We start from the raw sequence: 23,055 nt of genomic DNA, 5'->3' as shown, positions 1-23,055 counted from the left end.
TTTTGCAAACTGAAAACCGAATATCCAGCCAAACCAGAGGTTACCATGAGCCAAGTTCCTGCCTATAAACGCATCCTGCTGAAACTTTCCGGCGAGGCCCTGATGGGCGATGACAGCTACGGCATCAACCGTACCACGATCGAGCAGATCGTCGGTCAGATCAAGGAAGTCGTGGAGCTTGGCGTGGAAGTGGGCGTGGTGATCGGCGGCGGCAACATCTTCCGCGGCGTCGCGCCGGCGGCCGCGGGCATGGACCGCGCCACCGCGGACTACATGGGCATGATGGCGACGGTGATGAACGCGCTGGCGCTGAAAGACGCGATGACCAAGGCTGGGTTGATCGCTCGCGTGCAGTCGGCTCTGACCATGCAGCAAATCGCCGAGCCCTATGTGCGTGGCAAGGCGATGCAGTATCTGGAAGAGGGCAAGGTGGTGATCTTCGCCGCCGGCACCGGCAACCCCTTCTTCACCACCGACACCGCCGCGGCGCTGCGCGGCATGGAAATGAACGTGGACATCATGCTGAAAGCCACCAAGGTGGACGGCGTGTACACCGATGATCCGAAGAAGAACCCGGACGCGGTGCGCTACCAGACCCTGACCTTCGACGAGGCGATCTCGCGCAATCTGAAGGTGATGGACGCCACCGCCTTCGCCTTGTGCCGCGACCAGAACCTGAACATCAAGGTGTTCAGCATCTTCAAGAGCGGCGCGCTGACTCGGGTCGTGCTTGGCGAAGACGAAGGCACGCTGGTACACTGCTGAGTTTGAAAATTGCTGAAGGCGAAAGCGGCAATGGCCGTTTTCGCCTTGTCTTTTTAAGTTTCGATTTGGAGTGGACATGATTAACGACATCAAGAAATCGGCCGAGCAGAAAATGCAGAAGTCGCTGGAAGCATTCAAGACCGACCTGAGCAAAGTGCGCACCGGCCGCGCCCATACCGGCATTCTTGATCATGTCATGGTGGACTACTATGGCAGCGACGTGCCGGTAAGCCAAGTGGCCAACGTTACCCTGGTGGACGCGCGCACCATTGGCGTGCAGCCTTGGGAAAAGCCGATGCTGGCCAAGATCGAAAAAGCGATCCGTGATTCCGACCTGGGCCTGAACCCGGCCTCCATGGGCGAAATCATCCGCGTGCCGATGCCGATGCTGACCGAAGAGCGCCGCAAGGATCTGATCAAAGTGGTGCGTGGCGAGGCCGAGGGCGCGCGCGTGGCCGTGCGCAATATCCGCCGCGACGCCAACAACGAATTCAAGAACCTGCTCAAAGACAAGGCCATCACCGAGGACGACGAGCGTCGCGGCCAGGATGAGATCCAGAAGCTGACCGACAAATACACCGTCGAAATCGACAAGGCCCTGGCCGCCAAGGAAGCCGACCTGATGGCCGTCTAAGGAGCGCCGTACCTTGTTTGCAAGCTCTACCAAGGATGTGCCGGAGGTGCGCTCCGTGCCGCGGCACATCGCCATCATCATGGATGGCAACGGCCGTTGGGCCAAAAAGCGCTTTCTGCCGCGCGTGGCAGGCCACAAGCGTGGTCTGGACACCGTGCGCGAGATCGTTGGAGCCTGCAAGGAGCTGGGCGTCGAATGCCTGACCCTGTTCGCATTTTCCACCGAGAACTGGCGGCGCCCGCAGGACGAGGTCAGCTTTTTGATGGACCTGTTCATCCGCGCGCTGGAACACGAGGTCAGCAAGCTGCACAGCAATAATATCCGCTTGCGGGTATTGGGCTCGCGCGAGCGCTTCAGCGCCGATTTGCAGGAGCGCATCCGCCGCGCCGAGGACAAGACCGCCGGCAACGACGGCCTGGCCTTGAACATCGCCGCCGACTACGGCGGCCGCTGGGACATTCTCAACGCGGTCAACGGCCTGATCGCCGAGGGCGTCACCGAGATCGACGAAGAGGCGCTGAGCCAGCGTCTGTCGATGCCGTGGGCGCCGGAGCCGGACCTGTTCATCCGCACCGGCGGCGAACAGCGCATCAGCAACTTCCTGTTGTGGCAGCTGGCTTATTCCGAGCTCTACTTCACCGAGACCTTGTGGCCGGATTTCGACCGCGCGGCGCTGGAAACGGCGATCGATTCCTATCAGTGCCGCGAACGCCGCTTTGGCCGCACCAGCGAACAATTGCCGGAGCATCTGCGCCGGGATGGGCGCTAAGCCATGCTGCTGACACGCGTACTGACCGCTCTGGTCTTGCTGCCCTTGATGCTGGCGGCGCTGTTCCTGTTTCCAGCCGAGGCCTGGGCCGGCTTCTCCTGGCTGATCATCGTCCTGGCCTTGTGGGAGTTCAGCCGCATGGCCGGCATGGCCGGCGCCGGTAAATGGCTGTATCTGGCCGTCAGCAGCGGTCTGGCCGCTGCGGCCTGGTTTAGTCATTATCGGCTGGGCCCGGTGGAGCATGCGCTGACGCTGGCGTTCTGGCTGCTGCTGGTGCCGTGCTGGCTGGCCAAGCGCTGGCGCATCCGCCAAGGGCCGATGGCCTGGCTGCTGGGCTGGCTGCTGATGCTGCCGGCCTGGTTCGCCTTCTTGGAATGGCGGCCGCAGCCTGGCGCCGCCGACGCTTTCGCGCTGCTGGCGGTGATGGGTCTGGTGTGGGTGGCGGACATCGCCGCTTATTTTTCCGGCAAGGCCTTTGGCCGGCGCAAGCTGGCGCCGTCCATCAGCCCGGGTAAAAGCTGGGAAGGCGTGTACGGCGGCGTGATCTGCGTGGCCTTGTACGTGGCGCTGGTCGACCACTTGGGCTGGATAGACATCAGCCTGCCGACATGGGCGCTATTGCTGCTGGCCTTGCCGCTGACGGCGGTCAGCGTGATGGGCGACCTGCTGGAATCCTGGTTCAAGCGCGCGGCGGGCATCAAGGACAGCAGCAGCTTGCTGCCCGGTCACGGCGGCGTGTACGACCGTATCGACAGTCTTATCGCCGTCCTCGCCGTCAGCAACGCGCTGCGCGTTTTGGGCGGCATGTAACCGCAGGAAATTCAAATGACGAAACCGCAAGGGATTGTCGTTCTCGGCGCCACCGGCAGCGTGGGCGTCAATACGCTGGATGTGGTGGCGCGCCACCCCGAGCGTTACCGGGTGGTGGCGCTGAGCGGCAACCTCCAGGTGCAGCGCCTGTTCGAGCAGGCGCTGCAATTCCGGCCGGCTTACGTGGTGACCGGCGATGCCGCGTCCGCCGATGTACTGCGCGGCCGGCTGGCCGAGGCCGGCGTGGAGACCGAGGTGCTGCACGGCCCGGCCGCTCTGGTCCAGGTGGCGGCGCTGCCGGAGGCCGACGTGGTGATGGCAGCCATCGTCGGCGCCGCCGGCCTGCCGTCAGCAATGGCGGCGGCGCGCGCCGGCAAGCGCATCTTGCTGGCCAATAAGGAATCCTTGGTGGTGGCCGGCCGTCTGTTCATGGACGCGGTGCGCCGCCACGGCGCTACCCTGCTGCCGGTGGATAGCGAGCACAGCGCCATTTTCCAGTCCTTGCCGCACGATTACGCCGGCAATCTGGACGCCGCCGGCATCCGCAAAATCATTCTCACCGCTTCCGGCGGGCCTTTCCGTCAGACGCCGCTGGCGGCGCTGGCGCATGTCACGCCCGACGACGCCTGCCGCCATCCCAACTGGGTGATGGGGCGCAAGATTTCCGTCGACTCGGCATCGCTGATGAACAAGGGCCTGGAAGTGATCGAGGCGCACTGGCTGTTCTCCGCGCCGCCGGAACGCATCGAAGTGGTGGTGCATCCGCAAAGCGTGATCCATTCCATGGTGCAGTACCGCGACGGTTCGGTGATGGCCCAGTTGGGCTCGCCGGACATGCGCACGCCCATCGCTTGCGCGCTGGCCTGGCCGGAGCGCATCGAGGCCGGCGTGGGCTCGCTGGACTTCTTCTCCATGTCCAATCTGACTTTCGAAGCGCCGGACCTGGAGCGTTTCCCCTGTCTTAAACTGGCTTTCGAGGTGTTGCGCCTGGGCGGCGACGCGCCGGCGGTGTTGAACGCCGCCAACGAAGTCGCGGTGGAGGCGTTCCTGCAGGGGCGCATGCGCTTCCTCGACATTCCCGCCGTGGTATCCGCCGCACTTGAGGGTGTCAGCCTGGCCGGCAGCGACTCGGTCGAGGGTTTGCTGACCAAGGATGAGGAGGCGCGCGCCTTCGCGCTGCAAAGGGTGGCCGCATGCTGACCTTGCTCGCCTTCCTGGCGGCCATCGGCTTGCTGGTGACCTTTCACGAACTGGGCCACTACTGGGTGGCTCGGCTGTGCGGCGTCAAGGTGTTGCGCTTCTCCATCGGCTTCGGCAAGCCGCTGTGGACGTATTGGCGCAAGGGCACCGAGTGGGTGATTTGTCCGATCCCGCTGGGAGGCTATGTGCGCATGCTGGATGAGCGCGAGGGCCCGGTGACGGAGGAACTGCGCCCGCAGGCCTTCAATAATCAGCATGTGTTGAAGCGCATCGCCATCGTCGCCGCTGGGCCGCTGGCCAATCTCTTGCTGGCGGTGTTGCTGTACTGGGTGGTGCTGGGGCAGGGCGTGAGCCAGGTCAAGCCCTTGGTCGGCACCGTGGTGGCGCAGACCCCGGCCGCAGCCGCCGGCTTCGCGCCTGGCGACCGCATCCTGAGCATAGCCGGCCAGCCGGTGGCCAACTGGCAGCAGATCCGCCTCGCCTTCGTCGAGGCGGCGATGTCGCCGGACGCCACCGTGGTGCGGGTGGAAACCGCCGCCGGCGCCAAGGCCGAACGCCGCATCGACCCCGCCCGCTTCGGCGACAAGGCGGTCACCGCGATGCAGCAGGGCAGCACCGGCCTGACGCCGGGCCGTTTCTTGCCGGTGATAGGCGCGCTGGAAGACGGCGGCGCCGCGCAGAGCGCCGGCCTCAAGGCGGGCGACAAGCTGCTGGCGCTCAACGGCCAGGCTTTGAACAGCTGGGAAGGCTGGGTGACCCAGGTGCGCAACAGCCCGGGGCGCGATCTGGACGTGAAAGTCCTGCGCGGCGCGGAAACGCTGAACATCAAGGTGCGGCCGCAGGCGCATCAGCAGGACGGCGAAGTGGTGGGGCGCATCGGCGCCGCGCCGCAGGCCGATGCCGACTGGGGGCGCCAGCTGCTGTACACCGAGCATTACTCGGTGCCGCAGGCGGCGCTGGCCGCCTTGGCCAAGACCTGGGACACCAGCTGGATGAGCGTCAAGTTCATGGGACGCATGCTGATGGGCCAGGCCTCGCTGGATAATCTGTCCGGCCCGCTGACCATCGCCAATGTCGCCGGCCAGACCGCGCGCGAAGGCCTGACGCCTTATCTTGAGTTCCTGGCCTTGATCAGCATCAGCATCGGCGTGCTGAATCTGCTGCCGATTCCAGTTCTGGATGGCGGGCACTTAATGTATTATGTCGCGGAGTTGATCAGAGGCCGCCCCGTCAGTGAGCGGGCGCAATTGTTCGGACAAAAAATTGGCTTCATCTTGCTGGCGTCTTTGATGGCGTTTGCCTTGCTGAATGATTTCAGCCGCCTATTTGGGGGTTAAAACCGATCTATGAAATTGAAATTGCTTGCAGCAGCCGTACTGGGCCTGACCTCGGCCTCCTTGGTCTGGGCTGCTGATCCTTTTGTCATCAAAGACATCCGTGTCGAGGGCCTGCAGCGCACCGAGCCCGGCACCGTGTTCAATTATCTGCCGGTCAAGGTGGGCGACACCTTCAATGACCAGAAGGCCAACGAGGCGATCAAGGCCTTGTTCGCCACCGGCTTCTTCAATGATGTGCGCATCGAGTCGCGCGATAATGTGGTGATCGTGGCCGTGGCCGAGCGCCCGGTGGTCAGCCAGCTCAATATCAACGGCGCCAAGGAATTCAGCAAGGACCAGCTGAAGAAGGCGCTGAAGGACAATGGCTTCGCCGAATCGCTGATCTTCGACCAGGCGTTGCTGGACGGCGCGGTGCAGGAGCTCAAGCGCCAGTATTACAGCCGCGGCAAGTATTCGGTGGAAGTGACGCCGTCGGTGACCAAGCTGGAACGAAACCGCGTGGCGGTGACGCTGGACATCAACGAGGGCGTGACCGCGCGCATCAAGGATATCCGCCTTGTCGGCGTCAGCGCCTTCAAGCAGTCCGAACTGATAGACCTGTTCAGCCTGACCACCGGCGGCTGGCTGTCCTGGATCACCAAGGACGACCAGTATTCCAAGCAGAAGCTGACCGGCGACCTGGAAAAGCTCAAGGCCTTCTACCAGAACCAGGGCTATCTGGAGTTCAACATCGATTCCACCCAGGTATCGATCAGCGCCGACAAGCAGGACATGTTCCTGACGGTGAATATTCACGAAGGCAAGAAGTTCACCATCTCCGACATCAAGCTGGCCGGCGACCTGAAAGTGCCGGAAGCGGATCTGCGCAAACTGATCCAGGCCAAGGCCGGGGATACCTTCAACAACGAGCGCATCACCGAATCGGTTAAATCGCTGAGCGACCGCCTGGGCCAGGCCGGCTACGCTTTCGCCAACGTCAACGTGCTGCCGGACATCGACCACGACAAACAGACCGTGGCCTTCACCTTCTTCGTGGATCCGGGTCGCAAGACCTATGTGCGCCGCGTCAACATCGCCGGCAACACCAAGACCCGCGACGAAGTGATCCGCCGCGAATTGCGCCAGCTGGAAGGCGCCCCCTACGGCGCCGACAAGATCAAGCGCAGCAAGGAGCGCGTGGAACTGCTGGGCTATTTCGAGGACGTCAACATCGAAACGCCGGCGGTGCCGGACGCCGCCGATCAGGTGGACATGAACATCAGCCTGAAAGAGCGCTCCACCGGCAGCGTGTCCGCGGGTATCGGTTTTGTGCAGGGCGAGGGCGTGCAGCTGTCCGCCAGCCTGTCGCAGAGCAATATCTTCGGCTCCGGCAAGTATATGTCGCTGGGTCTGTCCACCGGCAAGGTCAACAAGAATATCTCGCTGTCCTTCACCGATCCGTACTTCACGCCGGACGGCGTCAGCCTGGGCTATGACTTGTACAACCGCGTCTACAACCCGGACGCCACCAATATTTCCGCGTACAAGACCAGCACCATAGGCGGCGCGGTGCGTTTCGGCGTGCCGGTGACCGAGTACGACCGCATCAACTTCAGCATTGGCGCGGAAAACACCAAGATCACCACCTATTCGAACAGCCCGCAGCGCTATATCGACTTCGTCAACCAGTACGGCGCCAGCAACAACACGCTGCTGGGCACCATCAGCTGGGGTCGCGATACCCGTGACAGCGCGCTGTGGCCGACTCGCGGCGCGGTGATCAAGGTGGGCGCCGACGCCGGCCTGCCGGGCGGCGATCTGCAATACTATCGCCTGACCCATCAGCAGACTTGGTTCTTCCCGATGACCAAGACCTTCACGCTGATGCTGAATGGCGAGCTGGGCTATGCCGATGGTTACGGCAAGACCTCGCGCCTGCCGTTCTTCCAGAACTTCTACTTGGGCGGCCTGGGCTCGGTGCGCGGCTACGACACCAGCAGTATCGGTCCGCGCGACACCAATGGCGACTATCTGGGCGGTACCCGCAAGGCGGTGGCCAATGCCGAGATCTTGTTCCCCTTCCCGGGAATGAAGGACAATAAGTCGGTGCGCGCCAGCATGTTCATGGATGCCGGTACTCTGTGGGATCCGTCGGTGGCGGGCAGCTCCGCCGGCGATGGCCTGCGCTATTCCGCAGGCGTGGCGCTGACCTGGCTGTCTCCGATCGGCCCGATGAAATTCAGTATCGCCAACCCGCTGAAGAAGAAGGACACCGACAAAGTCCAGCGCTTCCAATTCCAGCTGGGTACCGTGTTCTAAAATTGACGGGGTTGTTATATGAAAACATTGCAATGGGCGGCCGTGCTCTTGTCGATGGCTGCTTTGTCGGCTCAGGCGGCCGAGCTCAAGATGGGTTATGTCAACACCGAGCGCATCTATCGCGAGGCGGCGCCGGCGATCGCCATCCAGAAACGCCTGGACAAAGAGTTCGCCGAGCGTCGCAACGAGTTGAAGAAGATGGAGGCGCGCGCCAAGGAGCTGGAGTCCCAGCTGGCCAAGAGCAGCTTGAATTCCGACGACCGCAAGCGTTACGAGCGTGAATACGCGGCTTTGGACCGGGACTACCGGGCCAAGGGCCGTGAGCTGTCCGAGGACTTCAACCAGCGGCGCAACGAGGAGTTCGCCTCGGTGCAGGAGCGCGCCAACCGCGCGCTCAAGCAGATCGCCGAGCGCGAGCAGTACGACCTGATCCTGCAGGATGTGGTGTATGTGAACCCCAAGTATGACCTGACGCCCAAGGTTCTGAAGGAATTGGAGCGCTGAAGGCAGGGTGGGGCGGCGTAATGGCCGTCCCGGATGCGGGCGGCCCTGGGCGCGCGCCCCCACACATTATGGGAGCAAGCCCACCCCCCGTCGGCTTTCGTTTTTGATGGCTTATACCCTCTCATTCATTACCGGGCAGCTGGGCGGAGAACTGGCGGGTCCGGACCTGAGCGTCAACCGGCTGGCGCCGCTGGAAGCGGCCGAGTCCGGCGACATCGCCTTTCTGGCCAACCCCAAGTATCGCAAGCAACTGGACGAAAGCGGCGCCAGCGCGGTGATCGTCGCGCCCAAAATGGCGGAAGAGCTGGCGCAAAGCGCGGCTTGGAACCAGCGTTCCTGGATTGTCGCCGCCGACCCCTATCTTTATTTCGCGCGCCTGGCCGCGCTGTTCCATCCGCAGCCGACGGCGCATGCCGGCATTCACCCCAGCGCGGTGCTGGGCGAGGGCGCTCGGGTGGCGGCCAGCGCCGAGCTGCGTGAACACGTCAGCATCGGCCGCAACGTGGTCATCGGCGAGCGCTGCCGGCTGCTGCCGGGCGTGGTGGTGGGCGACGACTGCGTGCTGGGCGACGACGTGGTCTTGTATCCCAACGTCACGCTTTACCATGGTTGCGTGCTGGGTCATCGCGTCGGCGTGCATTCCGGCAGCGTGATCGGCGCCGACGGTTTTGGCCTGGCCTGGGACAAGGACCACTGGTTCAAAATTCCGCAAACCGGCCGCGTCATCATCGAGGACGACGTGGAAATCGGCGCCAATACCACGGTGGACCGCGGCGCGATGGCGGATACCATCGTCAAGCGTGGCGCCAAGATCGACAATCTGGTGCAGGTCGCCCACAACGTGCAGATCGGCGAGCATTCCGCCATCGCCGGCTGCGTCGGCATCGCCGGCAGCGCCAAGATTGGCGCTTACTGCACCGTGGGCGGCGCGGCGATGTTCGTCGGCCACATTGAAATCTGCGATAAAACCCATATCGGCGGCGGCACCCTGGTGTCGAAGTCGATCAAGACGCCGGGCACCTATGCCTCGTCCTACCCCTTGCAATCTATGAAAGAGTGGTTGGCCAACGCGGTGCACGTCCGTCATCTGGACGATATGGCCAAGCGGCTCAAACAGCTCGAACGCGAGCTCAAAGAAATGAAGAATCAGGAGGAGTCCCCCAATGTCTGAACACGCCATCACCATCGATGTCCGCGAGATCATGCGCTATCTGCCGCATCGCTATCCTTTCCTGCTGGTGGACCGTGTCACCGAGTTCGAGGAAAACAAGCGCATCAAGGCGCTGAAGAACGTGACCATCAATGAGCCGTTCTTCGTTGGCCATTTCGAGCAATACCCGGTGATGCCGGGCGTGCTGATCATCGAGGCGATGGCCCAGGCCGCCGGCATCCTGGCCATCCGCAGCCAGGGCGAGCGCGCCGAGAACGAGCTGTACTTCTTCGTCGGCATCGACAACGCCCGCTTCAAGCGCCAGGTGGTGCCGGGCGACCAGCTGACCTTCGAAGTGGAACTGATCACCAGCAAGCGCGGCATCGGCAAGTACTCCGCGCGCGCGCTGGTGGACGGCCAGCTGGCTTGTGAAGCCGAAATCATGTGCGCCAAGCGCGAGGTGTGATCATGGCCATCCATCCAACCGCCATCGTCGACCCCAAGGCCCAGATCGCCGCCGACGTGGAAATCGGCCCTTACACCATCATCGGCCCCAATGTCAGCATCGGCAGCGGCAGCTGGGTGGGCCCTCATGTGGTGATCGAGGGTCACACCTCCATCGGCAAGAACAACCGTATCTTCCAGTTCTGCTCGCTGGGCGCCCAGCCGCAGGACAAGAAGTACGCCGGCGAGCCGACCCGCCTGGAAATCGGCGACAACAACACCATTCGCGAATTCTGCACCTTCAACACCGGCACCGCCCAGGACGTGGGCGTGACCCGTGTCGGCAACGACAACTGGGTGATGGCCTATGTGCACGTCGCGCATGACTGCCAGGTGGGCAATAACGTGATTCTGGCCAATAACGCCACCCTGGCCGGCCACGTGCAGCTGGGCGACTGGGTGATCCTGGGCGGCTTCACCAGCGTGCATCAGTTCGCCATCATCGGCGAGCACGCGATGACCGCCTTCGCCAGCGCCGTGGCCCAGGACGTGCCGCCGTTCGTGATGGCGCACGGCAACCGCGCGGTGCCCTCCGGCATCAACGCCGAAGGCATGAAGCGCCGCGGCTTCAGCGCCGAGCAGATCCGCCGCGTGCGGGGCGCCTACAAGACCTTGTACCGCCAGGGCCTGTCCTTCGAGGACGCCAAGGCCGCCATCCTGGCGGACGCCGCCGCCGGCCACGATGAGCTGGCGCCGTTCACCCGCTTCTTTGGCCAGTCCGCCAGAGGCATCATTCGCTGAGATCCATGCCCGACACTTTGTTCAAAAGCAAGCGGGCACTGAAGGTCGCCATGGTGGCTGGGGAAGCCTCGGGCGACCTTCTTGCCGCCCACCTGATGGACGCGCTGATGGCGCGCCATCCCGACATCGAGTTCGCCGGCATCGGCGGCCCGCGCATGGAAGCGCGGGGTTTCGTCAGCCACGCGCCGCAAAGCCGGCTGGCGGTGATGGGCTATGCCGAAGTGCTCAAGCGCCTGCCGGAGCTGCTGCGCATCCGCCGCACCCTGCGCGATAGATTGCTGGCCGAAAAGCCGGACGTCTTCATCGGCATCGACGCGCCGGACTTCAACCTGGACCTGGAAGCCGCGCTCAAGCGCGCCGGCATTCCCACCATCCATTACGTCAGCCCCTCGGTCTGGGCCTGGCGGCCGGAGCGGGTGCAGCAGATAGGCCGCAGCGTCAGCCACATGCTGTGCCTGTTTCCGATGGAGCCGCCGCTGTACCGCCAGGCCGGGGTGCCGGTCACCTATGTCGGCCACCCGCTGGCCAGCGAGATTCCGCTGCGGCCGGACCAGGGCGCGATGCGCGAGCAGCTGGGCCTGCCGCAGCGCGCGCCGGTGTTCACCCTGATGCCGGGCAGCCGCGTCAGTGAATTGGAACACATGGCGCCGCTGTATATCGAAACCGCCAAACTGCTGCTGAAAACCTATCCGGACGCCCAGTTCCTGGTGCCCTTGGCCACCCGTCCCACCATGGCGCTGTTCGACCGCATGCTCAGCCGCCACAAGGGCTGGGACCTGCCGCTGCGCAAGCTGTTCGGCCACGCGCAGATGGCGATGATCGCCAGCGACGCGGTGTTGGTCACCAGCGGCACCGCCACGCTGGAAGTGGCGCTGACCAAGAAACCGATGGTGATCAGCTACAAGCTGTCCGCGCTGACTTACCGCCTGGTCAAGCGCAAGATCCGCCTGCCTTACGTCGGCCTGCCCAATATCCTGTGCGGCCGCTTCGTGGTGCCGGAGCTGCTGCAGAAGCAAGCGACGCCGGCCAAGCTGGCGGCGGAAATGCAAAGACTGTACGAGGATCAGGACGCGCGCCGCGAGATGGTGGACGCCTTCACCGAACTGCATCAGTCCTTGCGCCAGGACACCGCCGCATTGGCGGCGGAAGCGGTGCTGCACGTGGTGGGGCGGCAATGAGCGGGCTTGATCCGGAACGGATCGCCGGAGTGGACGAAGCCGGCCGCGGCCCGCTGGCCGGCGCGGTGTTCGCCGCCGCGGTGATTCTGGACCCGGCCAAGCCCATCGCCGGCCTGGCCGATTCCAAGGTGCTGAGCGAGGCCCGCCGCGACGAGCTGGCGCTGTTGATCAAGCGCGACGCGCTGGCCTGGTGCATCGCCAGCGCCAGCGTCGAGGAAATCGACAAGCTCAATATCCTGCACGCCACCATGCTGGCGATGACGCGGGCGGTGCAAGGCCTGCAGCCGCAGGCGACGCGCGCGCTGATCGACGGCAACCGCGTGCCCAAGGGCCTGCCGGTGCCGGGCGAAGCCATCGTCAAGGGCGACGCCAAGGTGGCGGCCATTTCCGCCGCCTCCATCCTGGCCAAGACCGCGCGCGACGCCGAACTGGTGGCCTTGGACGCGCTGCATCCGCAATACGGTTTCGCTCGCCACAAAGGCTATCCCACCGCGGAACACCTGGCCGCGCTGGAGCAGCACGGCGCCTTGCCGGCGCATCGCAAGAGCTTCGGCCCGGTCAAGGCCTGGCTGGCGCGGCAGCAGGGGCAATTGTTTTGAGCGGCGAGGCCGCCAAATCCTGTTTCCCGCCGGTGGCGCGCGCCGATGCCCGCGTCTTGGTGCTGGGCTCCTTGCCCGGCGACGCCTCGCTGCAGGCCGGCCAGTACTATGCCCACCCCCGCAATCAATTCTGGCCGCTGCTGCAGGCGATCACCGGCCGGCCGCTGGTCGAGCTGGCCTACGCCGAACGCCTGCAGGCGCTGCAAGGAGCCGGCGTGGCCTTGTGGGACGTGATCGCCAGCGCGCGGCGGCGCGGCAGCCTGGATACCGCCATCCGCGATCAGCGCGCCAACGATCTGCGCGAGCTGGCGCAGAGCCTGCCGCGGTTGCGCGCGGTCGCCTTCAACGGCGCCACCGCCGCGCGCGCGGCCGGACAGCTGGATGGCCTGGGGCTGGACATTCTGGCCTTGCCTTCTTCCAGCCCGGCGCATACGCTGGCGTTTGACAGAAAACTTGAAGTTTGGCGGCAACTGGGACGATATTTGTAGTTGACGATGGCCAAACGCGCTCGTCGTCGCGATGAAACCACCTGGGGGAGCGAATATGGGCCATTACTGCATATGGTTTGTCACGCCGGACGACAGCGTGATGCGCCGGGCCGAAGTGGTGATCAACGGCGTGATCCATTGCCATCAGGTGCTGGAGGAAATCGAGGCGCAGCTGGCGGTGGACTGCGGCCTGACCCAGGTGATGATCGTGGACTGGAAGCGTTTTGAGACGCCGGAGCAGGCCGGTAAGCTCGCTCACGCGGCTTAGGCGGCTAGCTCTTTGGTAGGAGTCAAGCCCGCGGGCGGCCATGCTATCATGGCCGCCTGAATCTTTATGGGGGTCGGCGTCATGCGCGTGTTGGGTTTCGCCGGCTATTCCGGCAGCGGCAAGACCACCTTGCTGGAAAAACTGATTCCCCGTCTGACCGCGCGCGGCCTGCGCGTCGCCGTGGTCAAGCACACCCACCACGATGTGGACTGGGACACGCCGGGCAAGGACAGCTGGTGCCATCGCCAGGCCGGCGCCACCCAAGTGCTGCTGGCCTCGGCCCGCCGCCGCATGCTGGTGGAGGAACTGGCGGACAGCAATGATTTGCCGCTGGCCGCCCACTTGGCGATGCTGGGCCCTTGCGATCTGGTATTGGCCGAAGGCTTCAAACACGAAGCGATTCCCAAGATAGAAGTGGTCAACAGCGCGCTGGCCGCGCCGGCGTTGCATCCGCACGACGGCCAAGTGCTGGCCGTGGTCGGCGATCTGCCGCAAACGCTGGACCTTCCCTGGTTTCACCGCGACGACGCCGACGCCGTCGCCGCCTTCCTGATTTCACGATTGGATCTGCCCCATGCTGAGCTTTGAACAAGCCCGCGACTGGCTGCTGCAGCGCGCCCAGCCGCTGAGCGCCACCGAACAAGTCGAACTGCTGGCCGCCGCCGGCCGCGTGCTGGCCGAACCGGTGCTGGCCACGCTGGACGTGCCGCCGCACGACAATAGCGCGATGGACGGCTACGCCTTGCGCGCCGCCGAACAAGCGGCGGCGATGCCGGTGTCGCAGCGAGTGCCGGCCGGCAGCGTGCCGCAGGCATTGATCGCCGGCAGCGTGGCGCGCATCTTCACCGGCGCGCCAATCCCGCCCGGCGCCGACGCCGTCATCATGCAGGAACAGGCGGAAACCGCCGCCGACGGCACGGTCAGTTTCAGCCAGCCGGCCAGCGCCGGCCAGAACATCCGCCGTCGCGGCGAGGACATCCGCGCCGGCCAGGAAATCCTGCCGGCCGGCAAGGTGCTGAACCCGGCCGACATCGGCCTGGCCGCGTCCATCGGCGTGGAAACGCTGACGGTGCGCCGCCCGCTGCGGGTGGCGGTGTTCTTCACTGGCGACGAGCTGGTGGAGCCGGGCCGGCCGCTGGCCGCCGGTCAGATCTACAACTCCAACCGCTACTGGCTGGCGCCGGCGCTGATGCGTCTGGGCTGCGAGGTGATAGACCTGGGCATCGTCCGCGATTCCCTGGGCGCCACCCGCGAGGCGCTGCGCGACGCCGCCGACGCCGCCGACGTGATCATGACCTGCGGCGGAGTGTCGGTGGGCGAGGAAGACCATGTCAAGGCCGCGGTGGAGGCCGAGGGCTCGCTGGACCTGTGGAAACTGGCGATCAAGCCGGGCAAGCCGCTGGCTTACGGCAAGATCGGGCAGGCGGACTTCATCGGCCTGCCGGGCAATCCGGTATCCGGCTTCGTCACCTTCCAGGTGCTGGCGCGCGCCTTCCTGGAACGGCGCGCCGGCCTGCCGGTCTCGGCGCTGGCGCCGGAAGGCCCGTACCCGGCGGCCTTTGACTGGACCCGGCCGGATACGCGCCGCAGCGAGTTCATCCGCGTGCGGCGCGTGTGCGTCGACGGCCGCTGGCAGTTGGAACTGTACCCGCAGCAAGGCTCCGGCGTGCTGATGTCCTGCGCCTGGGCCGACGGCCTGGTGCGCTTGGAGCCGGGTCAGGCGGTGGCGCGCGGCGACATGCTGGCCTATCTGCCGCTGGTGCAGTGAGCCGTGCCCACCATCCGCTTCGTCGATGAAAACGGCGCACTGCTCGGCGAACAGCAGGCGGCGCCCGGCGACAATCTGCTGGACCTGGCGCGGCTGGCGGACGTGCCCTTGCACTGGCGTTGCGGCCAGGGCACTTGCGGCACCTGCAAGGTGAGGCTGGCGACGCCGGAGGCGGAGCAGCGGCCCAGCCGCAAGGAGCGCAATGTGTTGCTGCGCGCCGGCGCGATTGACGCCGCCCAGGCCGCCAGCGAAAGCTGGACCGAGGCGCGGCCGTGGCGGCTGGCCTGTCATCTGCATCTGAGCGATGACGACTGGGAAGTGGAGTGTCCGGCGTTTTGAGCGCCAACAAAAAGGGCCCGAGGGGCCCTTGTTTATTGCATTGGTTGCTCAAGCGCTCCTGCGGTACAGCGCGATCGACCCCGCCAAGGCCAGCAAGGCGCCGCCGCTGACGCGGTTCAGCCACTTCACGCCGTTTTCCCGCCACAGCTGCAGCGATTTCGCGCCCAGCAGCGCGTAGCCGCTCATCGCCAGCACGTCTATCGCCACGATCACGGTGGCCAAGGCCAGGTACTGGGGCAGCTGGGCCTCGGCTGGCGCGACGAACTGCGGCAGCAGCGCGGACATGAAGAAATAATACTTGGGGTTGCCCATGGCCACGGAAAAGCTCTTGGCGACGGCGGCCCAGCGCGAGGGCTGGCGCGCGGCGTCATCAACCGAGGCTAGCCCGCTTTTGGCGCGCAGCATTTGCAGGCCGACATAGGCGAGAAAGGCCACGCCCAGCCATTTGACGATCAGAAACAGGGTTTCCGATGCCGCCAGCAGCGCGCCGAAACCCAGGCCCACCAACAGCACCAGCAGCAAGTCGGCCAATACCGCGCCCAGCATGCCGTACAGCGCGTAGCGCAAGCCGAAGCGGGAACCATTGCTCAGCGCCAGCAAGACCGTGGGCCCCGGCGTGAGAATGCCCACGGCCATGATGAAGGCGAAGGCGAGCAGGGTGGCGAGGGTCATGGTCGGGATTCTCCTGTTGCAGCGGCTTTGAGCCTGTTCAAGGTCTCGCTCTTGCTCGCGGGATGGTCTGCACGCGCTTAATCGGCGGTCTGTTCCGCGCAGTCTTCATCTGCGTTCTTGGGCTCCGGGCACTCCGGCCGCAGCCAGTGGCGCAGCATGGTCAGCGCCACCGCCAGCAGGGTGGGGCCGATGAACAAGCCTATCACCCCCCAGGCGATCAGGCCGCCGATCACGCCGAGGAAAATCAGCGACAGCGGCATCTGCGCGCCCTGGCTGATCAGCAAGGGCTTCAGGATGTTGTCTATGGTGTTGATCAGCAAAAAGCCCCAGACCAGCAGAAAGATGCCCAGGCCGGTGTTGCCGGTGTAAAACACCCAGGCGGCGGCCGGCAGCCAGACGATCAGCGTCGGCATCTGCGCCACCGCGACGATGAAGCAGAGGAAGCCCAGCACCAGTGCGCCGGGCACGCCTGCGATCAAGAGGCCGATCACGCACAGAATGGTCTGCGCCAGCGCGGTGCCCACCACCCCGGTGGTGACGCTGCGTATGGTGCGGGCGATCACGTCCGGCAGCTCGCCGGCCGGTGCGCCGCCCAGCTTGATCACGATCAGCTCCACCATGTCCCACAGCCGGTCGCCGTTGATCAGCAGCAGGCCGGACACGATGATGGCCAAGACGATTTCCAGCAGGCTCAGGCTGAGATTGGCGCCGCCGGACAATAGCCACAGCGCGCCCTGGTTCACCGCCGGGCGGATTTTTTCGAAGAAGCCGGGCAGGTCGGCCTGCACGCTGCCCCACAGCTTTTGCAGGCTTTCGCCCACCACCGGGATATTGGCCAGCCAGGCCGGCGCATTGGGCAGGGTCAGCTGGGTCAGGTCGTGAGTGAGGCCGGACAGATGGGGCAGGGTGTCCGCCAGCGTCAGCGCCATCAGGCCGATGGGAATCGCCAGCGCCAGCGCCAGCGCCAGCACGATGAGCAGGGCGGCCAGCTTGTGGCGCTCGCCCAGTTTTTGCCGTAGCCGGCAATGCAGCGGCCAGGCGGAAATGGCGATGATGGAGGCCCAGGTCAGGGCGCCCAGGAACGGTTGGATCACGCGCAGGCAAGACATCACCAGCAGGGCGATGATGGCGATCTGGAACACCGCCAGAATGCTGACATTGGGGAACGCTTTATTGATGGCCATGGGGCTCTCGGAAAATGAAAAACGGGCCGATCTGGATCGGCCCGCTGATTCTGCAATGCAATGGAGCTGAATGCAATTGGCGCTTGCGGCTATTGCGGGTTCGTCGCGGCCAGGGTCTTGGCGAAGGCCGCCGCCGGCGTGAAGCCGACCACGCGGTCCGCCTCCTGGCCCAGCTTGTCGAACAGGATGATGCCGGGTGGGCCGAACAGACCGAAGCGCTTGAGCAGCGCCTGGTGCTCGGCGTTATTGGCGGTGACATCGGCCTTGACCAGCAGATAGCCCTGCATCTGGCGGCTGACCGCCGGGTCCGGGAAGGTTTCCGCCTCCATCTCCTTGCAGGACACGCACCAGTCCGCGTAGAAGTCCAGCAGCAGCGGCTTGCCGTCCGCCTTGGCCTTGGCCAGCAAGGCGTCCAGCTGTGCGTTGCTGGCAGCGGGCTGGAACACGGCCTCGGCGCGGGCCTCCGCCTGGCCTTGACCCAGCCAGCGCAGCGGATAGCGCGGATTGTCGGCGCCGGCCAGCAGGCCGGCCAATTGCGCGGCGCCTATCAACAGCAGCGCCACGCCGGCGGCCTTGCCCAGCCGTCGCGGCGCGCCGGCGTTGCCAGGCAGCGCTTCCAGCGCGCCCAACGACACCGCGCTGCCTATCAGCAGCAAGGCCCACAGCAGCATCACCAGCGCGCCCGGCAGGAAGGGCGCGGCCAGCCAGATGGCCAGGCCCAGCATCACCACGCCGAAGCCGGCCTTGACGGTTTTCATCCAGCCGCCGGCGCGCGGCAATACATGGCCGCCGAAAGTGCCGATCAGGATCAGCGGCAGGCCCAGGCCCAGCGCCATCGCGTACAGCGCCGCGCCGCCCAGCGCGGCGTCGCCGGTGCTGCCGATATAGCCCAGCGCCAGCGCCAGCGGCGGCGCGACACAGGGACCGATGATCAGCGCGGACAGCGCGCCCATCGCGAACACGGTGGCGAACTTGCCGCCGGACAGATGATTGGAGGTGTCGGCCAGCCGAGATTGCAGCGCCGACGGCAGCTGGATGGTGAACAGATCGAACATGGACAGCGCGAACACCACCATCAGCGCGCTGGCGCTCAGCACCACCGCCGGCTGTTGCAGCCATACCGTCAGCAGCGAGCCGGTGAGGCCGGCGATGACGCCGACCAAGGTGTACGTCAGCGCCAGGCCTTGCACATAGGTGAAGGACAACAGGAAGCCGCGGCGACGGGTCAGTGTTGCGCCCTGGCCGGCAATCAATGAGGAAACGATGGGCAGCAGCGGATACATGCAGGCGGTGAAGGCCATGCCTATGCCCGCCAGCAGAAAGGTGCCCAATGTGGTCAGCCAACCCTGGGCTGCCAGCTCATTGTTGCCGGCCGGGGACTTTCCCTGCGGGGAGGCCTCCGACAGCCATTCGCCCAGCTTGCCGCCGGCGGCCGGCGTGCCGCCCACCTTGAGCTTGTGGGTGTAGGGCGGGTAGCAGACGCCGGCGTCGGCGCAGCCTTGCAGCTTGACCTGCAGCTCGAACTCGGCCGGCGCGTTGGGCTGCAGGGGCACGGTCACCACGTTCTTGCCGAGAAACACGGTCTGCTTGCCGAAGTACTGGTCGTTCTTTTCCTTGCCGGCCGGGAATTGCGGCGCTCCCACCCGATTGGCCGGCTGGCTGCTGATCTGGGTGCGGGCGCGGTACAGGTAGTAGCCGGGGGCCACGTCCAGCGTCAGCTTGAGCTGGTCGCCGACGCGTTCCACCTTGGCGGCGAAGGCTTGCTCGGCCGGCAGCAGGTCGTCCTGGTTGATGGCGTGCGCGGGCAGGCTCAAGCCCAGGCAGGCCAGCGAGATCGCGAGCAAGCCCACGATTCGGGATGAGAGTAGCGATAAGTTGATTGGCACGGGATGACTCTATGGTTTATGGTCGTTAGCGTTTGAATGACCGGCGCGCACAGGCATTGGTTCCGTGGCGGCCGGGCGGGGCGCGGAAGGCGGCGGTTTTGGTCGCGACCGCATCTTGCTATGCGAAAACAATATGCATTAAATTCAATTCACGGGCAAACGGTAAGATAGAATATTTATATAAAAACTAGGGTGCGACACCAGACATCATGCGAGAAACGATTCATTTTGCTCATGCCAACAGTTTTCCAGCCTCGGTTTACCGCAAGTTCCTGGCCACGCTGGGCGAACGCCACCAGGTGGGTTTCCTCGACGCCATCGGCCACGATCCCCGCTATCCGGTCACCGATTGCTGGCCGCACCTGGTGGAGGAAACCATCGCCCATATCGAAGCCCACAGCCAGGGGCCGGTGGTTGGCGTCGGCCATTCGCTGGGCGGCTTCCTGATGTTCTACGCCGCCTTGCGCCGACCGGAGCTGTTCAAACGCATCGTGATCCTGGATTCGCCGCTGATGGGGCCGTTCCGCTCGCGCGGCATCTGGCTGGCCAAGAAGCTGGGCTTCATCGATCGCGTCACCCCGGGCGGCAATACCCTGAAGCGGCGCGACAACTGGGCGTCGGTGGCCATGGTTCACGACTACTTCGCCCGCAAGTCCATGTTCGCCCGTTTCGACCCGGACTGCCTGGCCGACTACGCCGAGCATGGCACGGTGGACGACGGCCAGGGCGGACGCAAGCTCAAGTTCCGTCCGCAGATCGAGCATGAAATCTACTGCGCGCTGCCGCATGATTTTCCGCGTTATCGCGGTCAATTGAAAGTGCCGGCGACTTTTATCGCCGGCACCGGTTCGGATGTATTGAAGCCGGCGGATCTGCGCTTCATGCGCAAGCACTTCAATATCGAGGTGCAGATGCAGCAGGGCAGCCATCTGTTTCCGCTGGAACGGCCGGTGGAAACGGCGCGGAGGATACTGGACCTGCTGGAGGCCTGAGCCGGGATCCGGCGGCGCAAAAAACGGAAGCCCGCGGGCTTCCGTTTTGACTGCTGCTTGCGTTTGAGCGGCGAAGCGCTGCCGCTTCTAGGCGGGCTAGATGGGACGGATTTCTTGCGGGTAAAGCAGGGCGATATGGGCCCTGCCTCCGGAGCGGTCGGTCAAGAACAGCTGTGCCAACAGCAGATGCTGTTCCGGCAGGGAGTTCAGGTCGGTCTTGATCTTGTCGAACAGCTCGGCCTTGTAGGTGGCTTGGGACTTGCCGTCGGCCTCGGTGGAGTAGGTTTTCAGTGCCCAAGCATGGCCGACATGAGCTAGCTCGGGGTTGGCCAGTCCCAGTTTGTGATAAATGACGCCTTTGGCGTCAGAGCCATCCTCGTCGGAGTAAGCGAGCAGGGAGAAGCTGGGGTCGATGTGATTCAGGGCGAAGTTCAGCTTGTCGGCCACGTTTTCGATATAGCGCTCGAAGTCGCAGGTGTATAGCCAGGGAGTATGCGGAATGGGTGGTTTGATGTAGGTGGTGGGATAGAACAGGGTGATGGTGGCCTTGCCCTCCTTGCTGTCCGACAGCAAGAGCTTGGCGCCGAAAGCCTCGGACGGCGACAAGTTGTTCAGTTTGTTGCGAATCTTGTCGAATAGTTCTGCGTTGTAGGCGGCCTGATCGTCGCCTTTGGGCTTGGCCTCAATATAGAGTTTCTGCCAGCCGGCATTGTTCTTCTGGATATTGCCCTGGTTGGCCGGCGCATAAAACACCACGCCCTTGGCCGGATTTTCTTTCTCGTCGGCTACGGCGGCGATGATGTGATGATTGGCCCGCGATAATTCATCGGTGCGCTGTCTGATCTTCTCCAGCAGTTCATCGATATCATGCTTAAACTCGGCAATATAATCCCAATTATTTGACATTGAATGACTCCATGGAAGTTGAATGACGCGGCGGTGTCGCGCACCGAATCAATTCTATGTCATTGGCAAATTGGCGCAGCTGACAAATGCTGAGCATGTCGTGTAGGGCAGGGGGGGCGGCAGGCCGTTCGTGGCGTTGGGCGGGTGGGCTCGCGTCGTCAAAGCAAAACGCCCGGCGGAGCCGGGCGTTGAAGTTGGACGACAAACCTTCTTACAGCATCGCCAGCCGCTGGCGCACGCTACGCTCGATGCCGGCGGCGTCCAGGCCGCAATCGGCCAGCATGCCGGCCGGATCGCCGTGCTCGACGTAATCATCCGGCAGGCCCAGCTGCAATACCGGCTTGAGGATGCCCATCGCCTGCATTGCTTCCAGGCAAGCCGAGCCGGCGCCGCCCATCACCACGTTTTCCTCCACGGTGATGATCAGATCGTGGCTTTCCGCCAGCCGGCATACCAGTTCCGCGTCCAGCGGCTTGACGAAGCGCATGTCGGCCACGGTGGCGTTCAGCGCCTCGGCGGCGGCCAGGGCCGGGGTCACCATGCTGCCGAAGGCGAGGATGGCCACCTTTTCGCCTTCGCGGCGCAGCCGGCCCTTGCCCAGCGGCAACGCCGTCATCTCGGCCTGGATCTCGGCGCCGGGGCCGGTGCCGCGCGGGTAGCGCACCGCGGCTGGGCTGTTCAGCATGAAGCCGGTGTACAGCATCTGGCGGCATTCGTCCTCGTCCGATGGCGCCATCACCGTCAGATTGGGGATGCAGCGCAGGAAGGACAGATCGAAGGCGCCCGCGTGGGTGGGGCCGTCCGCGCCCACCAGGCCGGCGCGGTCGATGGCGAACAGCACCGGCAGGTTCTGCAGCGCCACATCGTGGATCAGTTGATCGTATGCGCGCTGCAGGAAGGTGGAGTAGATCGCCACCACCGGTTTGGCGCCGTCACAGGCCAGGCCGGCGGCGAAGGTGACCGCGTGCTGCTCGGCGATGGCCACATCGTGATAACGGTCCGGGTGCTCCTGCTCGAAGCGCACCAGGCCGGAGCCCTCGCGCATCGCCGGGGTGATGCCGATCAGGCGCGGGTCGCGCTTGGCCATGTCGCAGATCCAGTCGCCGAACACCTGGGTGTATTGCGGCTTGCCGCCGCCCTTGCCGCTGGCCAGGCCGTTGCTGGGGTCGAACTTGGTGACGCCGTGGTATTTGACCGGGTCGCTTTCCGCCAGCTTGTAGCCGTGGCCCTTCTTGGTGACGATGTGCAGGAACTGCGGGCCCTTGAGGCTGCGGATATTGCTCAGGGTGTCCACCAGCACGTCCACATCGTGGCCGTCGATCGGGCCGATGTAGTTGAAGCCGAATTCCTCGAACAAGGTGCCCGGGGTGAAGAAGCCCTTGACGTGCTCTTCCACCTTGCTGGCGATCTCCTTCAACGGCGGGGCGATGCCCAGCACCTTGCTGGAGCCTTCGCGCATCGCCGCGTAGAAGCGGCCGGACATCAGCTTGGCCAGGTAGTTGTTCAGCGCGCCGACATTGGGGGAGATCGACATCTCGTTGTCGTTGAGCACCACCAATAGATCGGTGTCCATCGCGCCGGCGTTGTTGAGCGCCTCGAAGGCCTGACCGGCGGTCATCGAACCGTCGCCGATGATGGCCACGCATTTGCGCTCTATGCCCTGGGTCTTGGCCGCCACCGCCATGCCCAGCGCCGCGCCTATGGAAGTGGAGGAATGGCCGACGCCGAAGGTGTCGTATTCCGATTCGTCGCGCTTGGGAAAGCCGGCCAGGCCGCCTTTCTGGCGCATGCTGCCCATGCGCTCGCGGCGGCCGGTCAGGATTTTGTGCGGGTAGGTCTGGTGGCCCACGTCCCACACCAGGCGGTCGTCCGGGGTGTTGAACACATAGTGCAGCGCGATGGTCAGCTCGATGCTGCCCAGGTTGGAGGCGAAGTGGCCGCCGGTCTTGCTGACGCTTTCCACCAGGAAGTCGCGCAGTTCCGTGGCCAGCGGCGTGAGCTGCTGGCGCGACAGCTTGCGCAGGTCGGCAGGGCTTTGAATGGTCTCGAGCAAGGGGTACATA

General features: G+C 64.7%; 24 protein-coding genes. 19 read left to right on the top strand and 5 right to left on the bottom strand.

The features are described from left to right. The first annotated feature begins 45 nt into the window (after positions 1–45). From pyrH to ACE3QM_RS12775, 18 genes are all read left to right on the top strand, one after another. Positions 46–765 (top strand): UMP kinase, encoded by a 720-nt coding sequence (gene pyrH, locus ACE3QM_RS12860; RefSeq protein WP_231462062.1) that lies wholly within the window; start codon positions 46–48, stop codon positions 763–765. A 76-nt stretch (positions 766–841) separates the two neighbouring features. Further along, on the top strand, positions 842–1,399 hold the full coding sequence (gene frr / locus ACE3QM_RS12855) for a ribosome recycling factor (RefSeq protein WP_048411252.1): 558 nt from the start codon (positions 842–844) through the stop codon (positions 1,397–1,399). A gap of 13 nt (positions 1,400–1,412) precedes the next feature. Continuing rightward, positions 1,413–2,168 carry an isoprenyl transferase gene (locus ACE3QM_RS12850; RefSeq protein ID WP_048411253.1) on the top strand — a complete coding sequence of 252 codons (756 nt, stop codon included), beginning with the start codon at positions 1,413–1,415 and terminating at the stop codon, positions 2,166–2,168. A gap of 3 nt (positions 2,169–2,171) precedes the next feature. Continuing rightward, on the top strand, positions 2,172–2,978 hold the full coding sequence (locus tag ACE3QM_RS12845) for a phosphatidate cytidylyltransferase (RefSeq protein ID WP_374422371.1): 807 nt from the start codon (positions 2,172–2,174) through the stop codon (positions 2,976–2,978). A gap of 15 nt (positions 2,979–2,993) precedes the next feature. Further along, complete coding sequence (ispC, locus tag ACE3QM_RS12840; RefSeq protein WP_374422369.1) at positions 2,994–4,178, top strand: 1-deoxy-D-xylulose-5-phosphate reductoisomerase; 1,185 nt, start codon at positions 2,994–2,996, stop codon at positions 4,176–4,178. After that, complete coding sequence (rseP, locus tag ACE3QM_RS12835) at positions 4,172–5,515, top strand: RIP metalloprotease RseP (protein ID WP_231462065.1); 1,344 nt, start codon at positions 4,172–4,174, stop codon at positions 5,513–5,515. Before ispC ends, rseP begins: the two co-directional genes overlap by 7 nt. A gap of 9 nt (positions 5,516–5,524) precedes the next feature. Continuing rightward, positions 5,525–7,813, top strand: a complete 2,289-nt coding sequence (gene bamA, locus ACE3QM_RS12830) for an outer membrane protein assembly factor BamA (RefSeq protein ID WP_231462066.1) — start codon at positions 5,525–5,527, stop codon at positions 7,811–7,813. A gap of 18 nt (positions 7,814–7,831) precedes the next feature. Further along, a complete protein-coding gene (locus ACE3QM_RS12825) occupies positions 7,832–8,317 on the top strand; it encodes an OmpH family outer membrane protein (protein WP_048411258.1) in 486 nt (161 codons plus the stop codon). 106 nt (positions 8,318–8,423) lie between these two features. Beyond that, positions 8,424–9,488 carry a UDP-3-O-(3-hydroxymyristoyl)glucosamine N-acyltransferase gene (gene lpxD, locus ACE3QM_RS12820; RefSeq protein ID WP_374422365.1) on the top strand — a complete coding sequence of 355 codons (1,065 nt, stop codon included), beginning with the start codon at positions 8,424–8,426 and terminating at the stop codon, positions 9,486–9,488. Continuing rightward, positions 9,481–9,933 carry a 3-hydroxyacyl-ACP dehydratase FabZ gene (gene fabZ / locus ACE3QM_RS12815; RefSeq protein WP_043639907.1) on the top strand — a complete coding sequence of 151 codons (453 nt, stop codon included), beginning with the start codon at positions 9,481–9,483 and terminating at the stop codon, positions 9,931–9,933. Before lpxD ends, fabZ begins: the two co-directional genes overlap by 8 nt. A 2-nt stretch (positions 9,934–9,935) precedes the next feature. Then, entirely contained in the window at positions 9,936–10,712 is a 777-nt protein-coding gene (gene lpxA, locus ACE3QM_RS12810; RefSeq protein ID WP_048411260.1) for an acyl-ACP--UDP-N-acetylglucosamine O-acyltransferase, read from the top strand. Positions 10,713–10,717: 5 nt separating this feature from the next. Further along, a complete protein-coding gene (lpxB, locus tag ACE3QM_RS12805) occupies positions 10,718–11,890 on the top strand; it encodes a lipid-A-disaccharide synthase (RefSeq protein WP_374422362.1) in 1,173 nt (390 codons plus the stop codon). Next, complete coding sequence (rnhB, locus tag ACE3QM_RS12800; RefSeq protein WP_231462070.1) at positions 11,887–12,489, top strand: ribonuclease HII; 603 nt, start codon at positions 11,887–11,889, stop codon at positions 12,487–12,489. Before lpxB ends, rnhB begins: the two co-directional genes overlap by 4 nt. Beyond that, positions 12,486–12,977, top strand: a complete 492-nt coding sequence (locus ACE3QM_RS12795) for a DNA-deoxyinosine glycosylase (protein ID WP_374422360.1) — start codon at positions 12,486–12,488, stop codon at positions 12,975–12,977. The genes rnhB and ACE3QM_RS12795 overlap by 4 nt, the downstream gene beginning before the upstream one ends. 55 nt (positions 12,978–13,032) lie before the next feature. Next, positions 13,033–13,245: a hypothetical protein gene (locus tag ACE3QM_RS12790; RefSeq protein ID WP_048411263.1), complete on the top strand. Its 213-nt coding sequence runs from the start codon at positions 13,033–13,035 to the stop codon at positions 13,243–13,245. A gap of 66 nt (positions 13,246–13,311) precedes the next feature. Further along, positions 13,312–13,833, top strand: a complete 522-nt coding sequence (gene mobB / locus ACE3QM_RS12785) for a molybdopterin-guanine dinucleotide biosynthesis protein B (RefSeq protein ID WP_374422355.1) — start codon at positions 13,312–13,314, stop codon at positions 13,831–13,833. Further along, a complete protein-coding gene (gene glp / locus ACE3QM_RS12780) occupies positions 13,820–15,013 on the top strand; it encodes a gephyrin-like molybdotransferase Glp (protein ID WP_374422353.1) in 1,194 nt (397 codons plus the stop codon). Before mobB ends, glp begins: the two co-directional genes overlap by 14 nt. A 3-nt stretch (positions 15,014–15,016) precedes the next feature. After that, on the top strand, positions 15,017–15,352 hold the full coding sequence (locus tag ACE3QM_RS12775; RefSeq protein WP_048411265.1) for a 2Fe-2S iron-sulfur cluster-binding protein: 336 nt from the start codon (positions 15,017–15,019) through the stop codon (positions 15,350–15,352). A 48-nt stretch (positions 15,353–15,400) separates the two neighbouring features. Here the strand turns inward: ACE3QM_RS12775 and ACE3QM_RS12770 are convergent, their stop codons facing one another. The 3 genes from ACE3QM_RS12770 to dsbD form a co-directional block, all read right to left on the bottom strand. After that, the gene (locus ACE3QM_RS12770) at positions 15,401–16,024 is read right to left on the bottom strand and encodes a LysE family translocator (protein ID WP_374422350.1); all 624 of its coding nucleotides are present in this window, start codon (positions 16,022–16,024) and stop codon (positions 15,401–15,403) included. Positions 16,025–16,101: 77 nt separating this feature from the next. Further along, on the bottom strand, positions 16,102–17,208 hold the full coding sequence (locus tag ACE3QM_RS12765) for an AI-2E family transporter (RefSeq protein WP_048411267.1): 1,107 nt from the start codon (positions 17,206–17,208) through the stop codon (positions 16,102–16,104). An 89-nt stretch (positions 17,209–17,297) separates the two neighbouring features. Beyond that, positions 17,298–19,094, bottom strand: a complete 1,797-nt coding sequence (gene dsbD / locus ACE3QM_RS12760) for a protein-disulfide reductase DsbD (RefSeq protein WP_374422348.1) — start codon at positions 19,092–19,094, stop codon at positions 17,298–17,300. A gap of 209 nt (positions 19,095–19,303) precedes the next feature. Here dsbD and ACE3QM_RS12755 point away from each other — a divergent pair, with 209 nt between their 5' ends. After that, entirely contained in the window at positions 19,304–20,086 is a 783-nt protein-coding gene (locus ACE3QM_RS12755; RefSeq protein ID WP_231462084.1) for an alpha/beta fold hydrolase, read from the top strand. 96 nt (positions 20,087–20,182) lie between these two features. On the opposite strand, the gene ACE3QM_RS12750 is transcribed toward ACE3QM_RS12755, so the two are convergent. Next, a complete protein-coding gene (locus ACE3QM_RS12750; RefSeq protein ID WP_374422345.1) occupies positions 20,183–20,992 on the bottom strand; it encodes a hypothetical protein in 810 nt (269 codons plus the stop codon). A 211-nt stretch (positions 20,993–21,203) separates the two neighbouring features. Next, positions 21,204–23,054 (bottom strand): 1-deoxy-D-xylulose-5-phosphate synthase, encoded by a 1,851-nt coding sequence (dxs, locus tag ACE3QM_RS12745; RefSeq protein WP_231462087.1) that lies wholly within the window; start codon positions 23,052–23,054, stop codon positions 21,204–21,206. Position 23,055 lies beyond the last annotated feature (1 nt).

Origin of the sequence: Chromobacterium sp., from assembly GCF_041912965.1 — a bacterium.
In the GTDB taxonomy this organism is placed as follows: domain Bacteria; phylum Pseudomonadota; class Gammaproteobacteria; order Burkholderiales; family Chromobacteriaceae; genus Chromobacterium; species Chromobacterium aquaticum.
This window is presented reverse-complemented; position numbering and strand designations above follow the sequence as displayed.